Annotated in this window: 13 protein-coding genes and 1 tRNA gene; 5 read left to right on the plus strand and 9 right to left on the minus strand. The window is 68.6% G+C overall.

Annotated features, from left to right (window positions below; all coding sequences use genetic code 11):
• Positions 1–45 precede the first annotated feature (45 nt).
• Complete coding sequence (locus tag MHZ35_RS07610; RefSeq protein ID WP_239435067.1) at positions 46–996, plus strand: L-threonylcarbamoyladenylate synthase; 951 nt, start codon at positions 46–48, stop codon at positions 994–996.
• A 36-nt stretch (positions 997–1032) separates the two neighbouring features.
• On the opposite strand, the gene msrA is transcribed toward MHZ35_RS07610, so the two are convergent.
• On the minus strand, positions 1033–1581 hold the full coding sequence (gene msrA, locus MHZ35_RS07615) for a peptide-methionine (S)-S-oxide reductase MsrA (RefSeq protein ID WP_239435068.1): 549 nt from the start codon (positions 1579–1581) through the stop codon (positions 1033–1035).
• Positions 1582–1745: 164 nt separating this feature from the next.
• Here msrA and galE point away from each other — a divergent pair, with 164 nt between their 5' ends.
• Positions 1746–2747 carry a UDP-glucose 4-epimerase GalE gene (gene galE / locus MHZ35_RS07620; protein WP_239435069.1) on the plus strand — a complete coding sequence of 334 codons (1002 nt, stop codon included), beginning with the start codon at positions 1746–1748 and terminating at the stop codon, positions 2745–2747.
• Here the strand turns inward: galE and MHZ35_RS07625 are convergent.
• From MHZ35_RS07625 to folK, 4 genes are all read right to left on the minus strand, one after another.
• Positions 2724–3092, minus strand: a complete 369-nt coding sequence (locus MHZ35_RS07625; protein ID WP_239435070.1) for a phosphatase PAP2 family protein — start codon at positions 3090–3092, stop codon at positions 2724–2726. The two genes, galE and MHZ35_RS07625, sit on opposite strands and share 24 nt — an antisense overlap.
• A 29-nt stretch (positions 3093–3121) precedes the next feature.
• On the minus strand, positions 3122–3454 hold the full coding sequence (locus tag MHZ35_RS07630) for a hypothetical protein (RefSeq protein ID WP_239435071.1): 333 nt from the start codon (positions 3452–3454) through the stop codon (positions 3122–3124).
• A 97-nt stretch (positions 3455–3551) separates the two neighbouring features.
• Positions 3552–3627, minus strand: a tRNA-Lys gene (locus tag MHZ35_RS07635).
• Between the two features lie 83 nt (positions 3628–3710).
• Entirely contained in the window at positions 3711–4205 is a 495-nt protein-coding gene (gene folK, locus MHZ35_RS07640; RefSeq protein ID WP_239435072.1) for a 2-amino-4-hydroxy-6-hydroxymethyldihydropteridine diphosphokinase, read from the minus strand.
• Positions 4206–4228: 23 nt separating this feature from the next.
• Here folK and MHZ35_RS07645 point away from each other — a divergent pair, with 23 nt between their 5' ends.
• Complete coding sequence (locus MHZ35_RS07645; RefSeq protein ID WP_239435073.1) at positions 4229–4894, plus strand: uracil-DNA glycosylase; 666 nt, start codon at positions 4229–4231, stop codon at positions 4892–4894.
• Positions 4895–4904: 10 nt separating this feature from the next.
• Here the strand turns inward: MHZ35_RS07645 and aguB are convergent, their stop codons facing one another.
• Positions 4905–5753 carry an N-carbamoylputrescine amidase gene (gene aguB / locus MHZ35_RS07650; protein ID WP_239435074.1) on the minus strand — a complete coding sequence of 283 codons (849 nt, stop codon included), beginning with the start codon at positions 5751–5753 and terminating at the stop codon, positions 4905–4907.
• A gap of 80 nt (positions 5754–5833) precedes the next feature.
• Entirely contained in the window at positions 5834–6808 is a 975-nt protein-coding gene (locus MHZ35_RS07655) for an agmatine deiminase family protein (protein ID WP_239435075.1), read from the minus strand.
• Between the two features lie 134 nt (positions 6809–6942).
• Between MHZ35_RS07655 and MHZ35_RS07660 the strand changes: the two genes are divergently transcribed.
• Positions 6943–8940 carry an alpha/beta hydrolase family protein gene (locus tag MHZ35_RS07660; protein ID WP_239435076.1) on the plus strand — a complete coding sequence of 666 codons (1998 nt, stop codon included), beginning with the start codon at positions 6943–6945 and terminating at the stop codon, positions 8938–8940.
• 78 nt (positions 8941–9018) lie between these two features.
• On the opposite strand, the gene rpsD is transcribed toward MHZ35_RS07660, so the two are convergent.
• The gene (gene rpsD, locus MHZ35_RS07665) at positions 9019–9633 is read right to left on the minus strand and encodes a 30S ribosomal protein S4 (protein WP_239435077.1); all 615 of its coding nucleotides are present in this window, start codon (positions 9631–9633) and stop codon (positions 9019–9021) included.
• 221 nt (positions 9634–9854) lie between these two features.
• Between rpsD and MHZ35_RS07670 the strand changes: the two genes are divergently transcribed.
• Positions 9855–10154, plus strand: a complete 300-nt coding sequence (locus MHZ35_RS07670) for a chorismate mutase (RefSeq protein ID WP_239435078.1) — start codon at positions 9855–9857, stop codon at positions 10152–10154.
• A gap of 1 nt (position 10155) precedes the next feature.
• On the opposite strand, the gene MHZ35_RS07675 is transcribed toward MHZ35_RS07670, so the two are convergent.
• Entirely contained in the window at positions 10156–10872 is a 717-nt protein-coding gene (locus MHZ35_RS07675) for an RNA methyltransferase (protein ID WP_239435083.1), read from the minus strand.
• Positions 10873–10882: the final 10 nt, after the last annotated feature.

The raw sequence follows: 10882 nt of genomic DNA on the forward strand, positions 1-10882 counted from the left end.
GATCGGCTCTTGTCCGCAGGGAGCCCGCAGGATAGCGGCGGTCCCGTGCCGTCGCCTACCGCCCTGCCGATCCCACGCTGCCTGCCGTACGGCCCCGACGCGGTGGCCGAGGCAGCGCAGCGCATCGCCGATGGACAGTGCGTCGCCGTTCCCACGGAGACGGTGTACGGCCTCGCAGCGGACGCCACGAATGCCGAGGCCGTTGCGTCCATCTATGCCGCCAAGGGGCGTCCGAGCTTCAACCCGCTGATCGTCCATCTGCTCGATCGCACCGCGGCGGAGGCGTTGGCCCGTTTCGATGCGTCTGCCGGGCGGCTGGCGGACGCCTTTTGGCCGGGGCCACTGACTTTGGTCCTGCCGCTTCGGGAGGATTCGGAGATCGCCTCGCTGGTGACGGCCGGCCTTTCGAGCATTGCCATCCGGGTGCCGGCGCACCGCGCCATGCAGGCGTTGCTTGCCGCGACGGGCAGGCCGCTCGCGGCACCCTCGGCCAACGCCAGCGGCGGCATCAGCCCGACCCGGGCGGAGCATGTAGTGGCGAGCCTGAACGGGCGTATCCCGCTGGTGCTCGATGACGGCCCGACCGAACGCGGACTGGAGTCGACGATCCTCGCCTGCACCGACGGCACCGTGCGGCTATTACGCCCGGGCCCGATCACGGCCGAACAGGTCTCCGCGGTCACGGGAGCCATGCCCGGCCCGGCCGGGAGCGGGATCGAGGCGCCGGGACAACTCGCCAGCCATTATGCCCCCGGCAAGCCGGTGCGGCTCGATGCTACCGCTGCGGAAGCCGACGAGTGGCTGATCGGCTTCGGGCCGGTCGCGGGCGACGACACGCTGTCGGGCGCGGGCGATCTCACCGAAGCGGCGGCGCGGCTGTTCGACTGCCTGCACCGCGCGGATGCAGCACCGAAGGCGCGGATCGCCGTCGGCCCGGTGCCGCGCGAGGGGCTGGGCGCCGCGATCAATGACCGCCTGGCGCGCGCAGCCGTCTGAGCCGGCGCGGGGATATCCCCGCGCCGTTCATGAAAGTTAGGCTGCGGTCGGTGCCGTGGTCTTGGAACGTGCCGCGAAGCTCTTGCGCAGCTTCTGGAGCTTGGGCGGGATCACCGCCAGGCAATAGGGGTTCCGCTGGCCTTCGCCTTCCCAATATTCCTGGTGATAGCCCTCGGCCGGGTACCATTCGCCCAGCGGCTCGATCGTGGTGACGATCTTGCCGCCGCTTTCGCCCGCGCGCTCGATACCGGCACGCGCGCGCGCTTCCTGATCGGCGTCGTGCGGGAAGATCGCCGACCGGTACTGCGTTCCGATGTCGTTGCCCTGACGGTTCAGCTGCGTCGGGTCATGCGTCGCAAAGAAGATGTCGAGCATCTCGTCATAGCTGATCTGGTCGGCGTCATAGGTGATGCGGATCGCTTCGGCATGGCCCGTGTCGCCGCCGCACACCTGCTTGTAGGTCGGGTTCGGCACGGTGCCGCCGATGTAACCGCTCTCGACCGACTCCACGCCGATCACGTCGCGGAACACCGCCTCGGTGCACCAGAAACAGCCGCCCGCAAAGGTCGCGACTTCGGTAGCCATCAAACATCTCCTGACAAATCCGCGAGCGCGCGCGGAGGGAATTGGATCGAAAGCGGTGCTTCCGACCGCAGCCCCGCACGCGTTCGTCGCCTAGAGATAGGAAGGCGCTCGCCCGGCACAATCACCACTGCTAGGCGGTGCGACCAAAGCAAAGGGGATTGTGCATGCGCGAAGGGTCGATCCTGGTGACGGGCGGGGCAGGGTACATCGGCAGTCATGCCGTGCTGGCCCTGCTGGACGCCGGCTGGCGCGTGGTGGTGGTGGACAATCTCGTGACCGGGTTCGCCTGGGCGGTGGATCCGCGCGCGACGCTGGTCCAGGCGGCGATCGAGGATGAGGATGCGGTGCGTGCCGCCATGCGCGCGCACGATGTCCTGGCGGTCATGCACTTCGCGGGATCCGTGGTGGTGCCGGAATCCGTCGCGGACCCGCTCAAATACTATCGCAACAACACCGCCGCGAGCCGCTCGCTGATCGAAAGCGCGGTTGCCTGCGGAGTGAAGCACTTCATCTTTTCGTCGACCGCCGCGACCTATGGCATCCCCGATCAGGTGCCGATCCGCGAAGAATCGCCCAAGGCGCCGATCAATCCCTATGGCATGTCCAAGCTGATGACCGAGATCATGCTGAAGGACGTCGCCGCCGCGCACCCGATCAACTATTGCGCGCTGCGTTACTTCAACGTCGCGGGCGCGGACCCCCAGGGGCGCTCGGGGCAGTCGACCGCAGGCGCGACACACCTGATCAAGGTGGCGGTGGAGGCCGCGACGGGCAAGCGCAGCCACGTGTCCGTGTTCGGCACCGACTTCACGACTGAGGACGGGACCGGGGTGCGCGACTATATCCACGTGTCGGACCTGGCGGCGGCGCACGTCCACGCGCTCGACCTGCTGATCGCGGAGCCGGGCGAAAGCCGCACGCTCAACTGCGGCTATGGCCGCGGCTATTCGGTGAACCAGGTCCTCGATGCCGTCGACCGGGTGACGAACCTGAAGATCGAGCGCCGCATGGAAGGGCGCCGACCGGGGGACCCCGATGCGCTGGTCGCCGACAACCGCGCGATCCTCGCCGCGCTGCCGTGGCGGCCGCAGCATGACGACCTGGACCGCATCGTCGCCGATGCGCTCGCCTGGGAACGCGCCCTAGCCGAGCGTGCGCAGGGCTGACCCGCGGCGGGCGGTGCGGGCGAGCAGCGCCAGCTCCACCCGCCACCAGCCGAGCGCCCACAGCGCGCCGAAGATCCAGCCGGCGAGCACGTCGCTCGGCCAATGCACGCCCAGGTACACTCGGCTGACACCGATCAGTGCCACGATCGCCATCGTGGCGGCGACCACGAACAGCCGTACGCGGGCCTGCCGGATCATCGGAAACAGCAGCGTCGCGACCGTCAGATAGACGATCGCGCTGTTCGCACTGTGGCCGGACGGAAAGCTGGCCGAGGTCTCGCGCATCAGATGCTCGACCAGGTCCGGCCGGGCGCGTTCGAACAGCTGCTTGAGCAGCGACACCATAGTGCCCCCGCCGATCGTCGCCGCCAGCGTCAGCGCCGCAGTCCGCCAGAGGCGGCGAGCAGCAGCAGGATCGTCGCAAGCGTCACCACCAGGGTAAGCACCGTTCCGCTTCCAAGCGCCGTGATGTCGCGAGCGATCGACGGCAGCTTGGCGGGGCCGATCGGAACGTCCGGATGGCCCGGCACGCGCATTGCCAGGATCAGCGTCTGATCGAACGCCAGCGCGTCGCCGCGTGCGATCACCGAAGCGAGGAACAGCAATCCAAGCAGGGCGATCGCAACGAGCACGCCCGCGATCAGCGGCCATGGCCGGCGGCCGGATGCACGCGTCTCGTGGCCCAAGGGCAGGAGAGAGGGAGCCATGACCTGCGTGTCGCAGCGTACACGCGCCGAGGCAATCGGGGACGGAGGAGAAAGCCTGTTCCGGCGGGGATGCGCAGCGGCGGCGCTTGCGGGGAAGTGGTGGGCTCGCCGGGATTCGAACCCGGGACCTACAGATTAAAAGTCCGTTGCTCTACCGACTGAGCTACGAGCCCTCACCATTCCGTCGTTGCGAACGCACCGGTGTCTCGATCCGGCGCGTGGGAAACGCCCGACGACGCGGTACGTGCCGCGCGCCCTACGGAGCCGGAGCCGCCGGGTCAACCGCCCGGGCGCGCCGCAGTCTCTGCGCGAGCTGGCGAATACGGAGCCCGCTTATCGGGTCGCGCCAGTCGGGCACGAGTTGCGCGAGGGGGGTGAGCACGAAATCACGGGTTCGGAATGCCGGGTGCGGCACGATGAGGCCGCGGCTCGCCCAGGGCCCTCCCGACCAGAGCACCAGGTCGAGGTCGAGCACCCGCGTTCCCCAGCGCCGCCCGCGCCGCCTCCCGAAGCTGCGCTCGATCGCCTTGCACCGTGCGAGCATCTCGGGCGGGGAGAGCGGGCTTTCCACCAGCGCGACCGTGTTGGCGTAGCGCCGCAGCGAGGGGCCGAGCGGCGCGCTGCGGATCACCGGCGCGACGGCGACCACGCCGCCCAGCGCCTCCAGCGCAGCCGCTACCTCACGCTCCGGGCTGCCGTGACGGCCACGGCGATTGGACCCGATCGCGATCGCATAGCTTGCCCTTGCCATGCCCTCGCGCCTACCGCAGCGCCATGTCTGCTGCCAGCCCGCTTCGCGCCACCGAACCCCCTCATGATTGCCCGCTCTGCCCCCGCCTGGTGGCTTTTCGCGAATCGCTGCGGCAGGAGTATCCGGACTGGTGGAACGCGCCGGTGCCTGCGTTCGGCGATCCGGATGCCTGGCTGGCGGTGGTGGGCCTCGCGCCCGGCAAGCATGGCGCCAACCGCACCGGCCGGCCCTTCACCGGAGATTATGCCGGCACGCTGCTCTACGACACGCTCGCCAAGTTCGGCCTGTCCGAAGGGGTGTTCGACGCCCGGCCCGACGACGGGCTGGAGTTGAAGGGCGTGATGCTCGTCAACGCGGTGCGCTGCCTGCCGCCGGAGAACAAGCCCACGCCGGAGGAAATCCGCACCTGCCGCCCGTTCCTGGAGGCGCCGATCGCCGCGCTGCCGCGCGTGCGCGTGTTCGTGGCGCTCGGCCAGATCGCCCACCAGTCGGCGGTGAAGGCGCTCGGCGGCAAGCTCCCCAAGGCCAAGTTCGGCCACCTCGCCGAGCACCGCATGCCCGATGGCCGCATCCTGATCGATAGCTATCACTGCTCGCGCTACAACCAGAACACCGGCCGGTTGACCCAGCCGATGTTCGAGGCGGTGTTCGAGCGGGCGCTGCAGCTGCGCGACGCGGTTGCCGCCTGACGCAGCGGCGTCAGATGTCCTGCGTGAGCCGCCCGTAGAGCTCCGGCCGGCGATCGCGGAAGAAGCCGAAGGCGGCACGGTGGCGCGCCACGCGATCGAGGTCGAGCGTGGCGGTGATGACGCCTTCTTCCTCACGGTCCAGCTCGGCCAGGATGTCGCCGCGCTCGTCGCAGATGAAGCTGGTGCCGTAGAAGGTCTGGTCATGCTCGGTGCCGACGCGGTTGGCGGCGATCACGGGCACGACGTTGGACACGGCATGGCCCACCATCGCGCGACGCCACAGCCGGGCGGTGTCGAGGCTGGTGTCGTGCGGCTCGCTGCCGATCGCGGTGGGGTAGAAGAGCAGCTGCGCCCCCATCAGCATCATCGCGCGCGCGGTTTCGGGATACCATTGGTCCCAGCAGACGCCGACGCCGATCTTGGCGGCGGGGCCGTCCCACACCTTGAAGCCGGTGTTGCCGGGGCGGAAGTAGAACTTCTCCTCATATCCCGGGCCGTCGGGGATGTGGCTCTTGCGATAGACGCCCTGGACCTTGCCGTCGGGGCCGATCATCGCGAGCGAATTGTAATAGTGAGGGCCGTCCGCCTCGAAGAAGCTGGTCGGGATGTGGACCTTGAGCTCGGCGGCGAGCGCCTGCATCGCCAGCACCGCTTTGTGCTCGCCGACGGGCTTCGCGTTGGCGAACAGCCCCTCGTCCTCGACGCGGCAGAAATACTCGCCCTCGAACAGTTCCGGGGGCAGGATCACCTGCGCACCCTTCGCATGCGCCTCCCGCACCAGGCGAGTGACGTTGGCGATGTTCGCATCGATGTCGTTGGAAAAGGCGAGCTGCAGCGCGGCGACGGTGATTTCGGTCATGCCGCGCTATGTAGTCGAACTGGCTCGCGTTGCCAGAGGCGGATACGGGCGCGGCGACGGACCGCCGCGCCCGAATGCGATCAGCGGCTCGGGATCTGCTGGCTGATGCAGTGGAAGCTGCCGCCGCCCGTCAGGATGTGGTCGGCGCGCAGGCCCACCACCTTGCGATCCGGGAAGATTGCCGAGAGAGCCGCCACCGCCGCGTCGTCGCTCGGCTGGCCATAGACCGGCACCACCACGGCGGCGTTGCCGATATAGAAGTTCATGTAGCTCGCCGGGATCACCTCGTCCTCGGACTCGACTCGGCCGGGGGAGGGGATGCGGACGAGCTCGACGCCCGCCGCCCGCGCGCGTTCGGCCGCGTCCCGGTACACGTCGGCATTGGGATCGTCCTCGGCCGGTTCCGGGATCGCCAGGCGGTTCGGGCCGACGAAGCGGGCCAGGTTGTCGACATGGCCGTCGGTGTGGTCGTTGAGCAGCCCGTCGCCCAGCCACAGGAAGCGGGTGTAGCCCAGGTCGGCGCGCAGCAGCGCCTCCGCCTTGTCGCGGGTGAAGTCCTCGCCGTTGCGGTTCGGGTTCAGCAGGCACTGCTCGGTGGTGACGACCAGGCCCGTGCCGTCGCCGTCGATGGCGCCGCCCTCGATGATCCAGTCGTGGGTCTCGGCCGCGATCCCGCGCTGGCGGGCGAGCCCCGCGCCAACGCTGTTGTCGCCCGGCAGGTCGTACTTGCTGCCCCAGCCGTTGAAGGCGAAGTCGTGGGCCTTGCCGTCGCCGTCCAGGATCGCGCCGGTGTCGCGCAGCCAGATGTCGCCGAACGGCTCCACCACCACCTCGGCGGCATCGCCCACCATCGCCCGCGCGGCGGCGGCGGCTTCCTCATCCGCTGCGACCAGCAGCACGCGCTCGCCGGCGCCATCCGCATGGACGGCACGCGCGAAGGCGGCGACTTCCTCACGGGCGGGTTCGAGATCTTCGAGCCAGAGTTCGGGATGGCTGGGGAAGCCGATCCAGACGGCGTCGTGGCGGGCCCATTCGGCGGGAGGAGGCGTAGTCATGGTCGCGTCCTTAGCGGGGGGTGCAGGAGCGGAAAAGGGCTGGCGGCGGTGTTCGGCGAGTCCGCGGCCAAGATCGCTTGCGTCGCTCTCGGCGCCCGGACATCTTGATGTCAGAACGAGGGGGGGATGTTCAGATGAGGCTTGTGGATTGGCTGGCCGGTGCATCGTTGTTGTGCGCCGGTGTTTCGGTGTCGGCACAGGAGGCGGGGACCGACGCGGAGGGGCAGCGGCTTGCCGCAGCGTTCGGCTCGCGCGAACAGGTGCAGCAGATCAGCATCTCGCCGGATGGCAGCAAGGTGGCGATGCTGATGCCCGCGGGCAAACGGGGCACCCGCCTGGTGATCGGCGACCGCCGGACCGGCGAGGCACCCAAGTCGATCCTGGCGTCGAGCGGCGAACCCGAGCAGCTGACGCACTGCTTCTGGTCCACCAACCAGCGGATCGTCTGCGGCATCTATTCGGTGGCATCCGGATCCGAATTGCTCGGGTTCACGCGCCTGGTCTCGCTGAACAGCGACGGCGGCGGCATGAAGGTGCTGAGCGCTCGTACATCCAGCCGCGCCCTTGCCGCCATGTACGACGGCGGGCGGCTGATCGACCGCCTTGCCGAAGCGGAAGGTGGTACCGTGCTGATGACGCGCTCGTTCGTGCCGGAGAGCACGGCCGGGACGCTGCTGGCAAACCGAACGCAGGGGCTGGGGGTCGAGCTGGTCAACACGACGACCCTGGCGCGCAAGGTCGTGGAGCAGCCGCGCGCGAATGCCGTCGATTATGTCAGCGATGGGCATGGCTCCGTGCGGATCATGGGGATTCAGTCGACCCGCGCATCGGGCTACGACGGCAACCAGATCAGTTACTCCTATCGGCTACCCGCAAGCCGCGCCTGGCAACCGCTGAGTACGCTGGACCTGAACAGCAGGGCCGGATTCAACCCGTCCGCTGTCGATCCCGATCTGAACGTCGCCTATGGCTTTGACCTGAACGACGGCCGCAAGGCCCTCTACCGGGTTGCGCTGGATGGCAGCGGAAGCCGCGAGTTGTTGGTCGCCCGGCCGGACGTCGACGTGGACGGGCTGTTGACGATCGGGCGGCACTCGCGCGTGGTCGGGGCGAGCTTCGCCACCGATCGTCGAGAGGCGGTGTTCTTCGACCCGCAGCTGAAGGCGCTGCAGGGTGCCTTGAAGAAGGCGCTGCCGCACCAGCCGCTGGTGACGTTTCTGGACGCGAGCGCAGACGAGAACCAGCTCCTCCTGCTGGCCGGCGGCGACGTCGAACCAGGCACCTATTATGTCTATGACAAGCGGACGCGCGCGCTGGAGCAAGTCCTGCTGGCGCGGCCGGAGCTTGCGAACACGGTGCTCGCGCCGGTGAAGGCGATTACCTTCCCCGCAGCGGATGGCACGCCGATCCCGGCCTATCTCACGCTGCCCGTAGGCGGAGCGGCGAAGACCGTGGGCGCCATCGTGCTTCCGCACGGAGGCCCGGGAAGCCGGGACGAATGGGGCTTCGACTGGCTGTCGCAGTTCCTTGCCGCGCGCGGCTTTGCGGTGCTCCAGCCGAACTTCCGCGGGTCGGCCGGCTATGGTGATGCCTGGTTCCAGAAGAACGGCTTCCAGTCGTGGCGGACGGCGGTCGGCGACGTCAACGACGGCGGCCGCTGGCTCGTGCAGCAGGGCATCGCCAAAGCCGACAAGCTTGCCGTGCTGGGATGGTCCTATGGCGGCTATGCCGCGCTTCAATCCGCAGCGCTGGACCCCGCCTTGTTCAAGGCGATCGTCGCGATCGCGCCGGTAACGGACCTCGATCGGCTCCGCGAAGAGTCGCGCTTGTTCACCAATTTCATGTTGGTGGATGCCTTCATCGGCCATGGTGCGCATGTTCGTGAAGGGTCGCCCGCGCAGAACGCCGCTCGCATCCAGGCGCCGGTGCTGCTGTTCCATGGCGATCTCGATCGCAACGTGGCCGTCGGCGAGTCGCGTTTCATGGCGGACCAGCTTCGGGGCGCCGGGCGCAAGGTCGACTATGTCGAGTTCAAGGGGCTCGACCATTATCTGAACGACAGCGAGGCGCGTACGCGCATGCTCGCGCAGACGGACGGCTTTCTGCGCACCAGCCTGAAGATCGGCCAATAGAAAAAGGGCGGCCCGCCAGGACCGCCCTCTTCTTTGTCTTGCCGGTGGGCCGCGGCGGGTGCCGCGGTCCGGATCCGATCAGCGCGAGTAGAACTCGACGACCAGGTTCGGCTCCATCTTCACCGGGTACGGCACCTCGTCGAGGGTCGGCACGCGGGTGAAGGTCACCTTGGCGGCGCCGTCGGGTGCGACATACTCGGGAATGTCACGCTCGGCCAGGCTCTGCGCCTCGAGCACCAGCGCCATCTCCTGCGCCTTGCTGCCAAGCGTGATCTCGTCGCCCGGACGGACGCGGCGCGACGCGATGTTGCACTTCACGCCGTTGACGCGGATGTGGCCGTGGCTGACGATCTGGCGAGCCGCCCAGATGGTCGGCGCGAACTTGGCGCGATAGACGATCATGTCCAGGCGCTGCTCGAGCAGGCCGATCAGGTTCTGACCGGTGTCGCCCTTCATGCGCGACGCTTCTTCATAGGTGCGCTTGAACTGCTTCTCGGTCACGTCGCCATAGTAGCCCTTGAGCTTCTGCTTGGCGCGCAGCTGGATGCCGAAGTCGGACATCTTGCCCTTGCGGCGCTGGCCGTGCTGGCCCGGGCCATACTCACGCTTGTTGACCGGGCTCTTCGGACGGCCCCAGATGTTCTCGCCGAGACGACGGTCGAGCTTGTACTTGGCGCTGTGGCGCTTCGACATGGTAACTTCCTTGCAACTGCAACAACGGTGATCCGCCCCAAAGGAGTGGATCGCGAATCCCGGTTTCTCGCGCTGCTGGGATCGAGACGATCGGCAGGGCTGCCGCTTCACCGGGGTGCGGAGCCGATTGCGAAGGCGCGCGCCTAGCCGCAGACGGGGGCATGAGTCAAGCTGGACAGGCCGTCTGGACACGTCGGGGCCCGCCCGCCTAGGCACGCCGCATGACGATCCTTTCCGGCCCCGATTGCACCACCATGCGCGAAGTCCGCGCCGGCGTCGACCAGCTCGATCGCGAGCTGGTGGCGCTGCTCGCCCGCCGCTTCGCCTATATGGACGCCGCCGCCCGCATCAAGCCGGAGCGCGGCCACGTCCGCGACGAAGCGCGCAAGGCAGAGGTCATTGCCAACGCCCGTGCCGAGGCGGCTCGGCTGGGCGTGTCCGAGGACGTGGTCGGCGCGCTTTGGGAGCAGCTGGTCGAGGCGTCGATCGCCTATGAGCTGGCCGCGTTCGACCGGCGGTAAGTTACCGCTGGCGCGGCCGTGCGAGCGTCGACAGCACGCCGCGCAGCGTACGCACTTCCTGCGAATTCCAGCCCGGCTTGGTCAGCAGCGTGCGCAGTGTTCGGCGCGTGGCGGGCGCACGATCGGGCGGAAAGAAATAGCCGCCAGCCTCCAGCATCCCGTCGAGCTGCGTGATCATGCCCTCCAGCTCTTCCTGCGGGGCCGGGGGATCGAGCTCGGTCTCGGGCGGGCTCGCAAGGTCGGCGCCCTTGGACCACTCATATGCAACCAGGATCACTGCCTGGGCGAGGTTGAGCGAGCCGAACTCCGGGTTGATCGGCACGGTGACGATGGTGCGGGCAAGCGCCACGTCGTCGGTCTCCAGCCCGGAACGCTCCGGTCCGAACAGGATGGCGGCGCGGCCGGCATCGCTGCGGATTGCGCGGGCGGCCTCTTCCGGCGTGACGACCGGCTTGGTGACACCGCGCTTGCGGACCGTGGTTGCGAAGACGTGGGTGCAGTCGGCCACCGCATCGGCGACGGTTTCAAAGACCCGTGCCTTCTCCAGCACCACGTCGGCGCCGCTCGCGGCTGGCCCCGCCTGCGGATTGGGCCAGCCGTCGCGCGGGGAAACCAGCCGCATCTCCACTAGCCCGAAGTTGAGCATCGCGCGCGCGGCCTTGCCGATGTTCTCGCCCAGCTGCGGGCGCACCAGCACGATGACGGGGGGGGGGGACACGTTCGGGGAG

It is taken from the genome of Sphingomonas sp. ACRSK (genome assembly GCF_022346685.1).
Classification (GTDB): Bacteria; Pseudomonadota; Alphaproteobacteria; order Sphingomonadales; family Sphingomonadaceae; genus Sphingomonas; species Sphingomonas molluscorum.

Excerpts from the sequence above, each read along its gene's own strand:
- rpsD (WP_239435077.1), bottom strand. The coding sequence starts at position 9,633 with ATGTCGAAGCGCCACAGCGCCAAGTACAAGCTCGACCGTCGTCTCGGC.
- MHZ35_RS07655 (WP_239435075.1), bottom strand. The coding sequence starts at position 6,808 with ATGACTACGCCTCCTCCCGCCGAATGGGCCCGCCACGACGCCGTCTGG.
- msrA (WP_239435068.1), bottom strand. The coding sequence starts at position 1,581 with ATGGCTACCGAAGTCGCGACCTTTGCGGGCGGCTGTTTCTGGTGCACC.
- galE (WP_239435069.1), top strand. The coding sequence starts at position 1,746 with ATGCGCGAAGGGTCGATCCTGGTGACGGGCGGGGCAGGGTACATCGGC.
- folK (WP_239435072.1), bottom strand. The coding sequence starts at position 4,205 with ATGGCAAGGGCAAGCTATGCGATCGCGATCGGGTCCAATCGCCGTGGC.
- MHZ35_RS07645 (WP_239435073.1), top strand. The coding sequence starts at position 4,229 with ATGTCTGCTGCCAGCCCGCTTCGCGCCACCGAACCCCCTCATGATTGC.
- MHZ35_RS07625 (WP_239435070.1), bottom strand. The coding sequence starts at position 3,092 with ATGGTGTCGCTGCTCAAGCAGCTGTTCGAACGCGCCCGGCCGGACCTG.
- aguB (WP_239435074.1), bottom strand. The coding sequence starts at position 5,753 with ATGACCGAAATCACCGTCGCCGCGCTGCAGCTCGCCTTTTCCAACGAC.
- MHZ35_RS07670 (WP_239435078.1), top strand. The coding sequence starts at position 9,855 with ATGACGATCCTTTCCGGCCCCGATTGCACCACCATGCGCGAAGTCCGC.
- MHZ35_RS07660 (WP_239435076.1), top strand. The coding sequence starts at position 6,943 with ATGAGGCTTGTGGATTGGCTGGCCGGTGCATCGTTGTTGTGCGCCGGT.
- MHZ35_RS07630 (WP_239435071.1), bottom strand. The coding sequence starts at position 3,454 with ATGGCTCCCTCTCTCCTGCCCTTGGGCCACGAGACGCGTGCATCCGGC.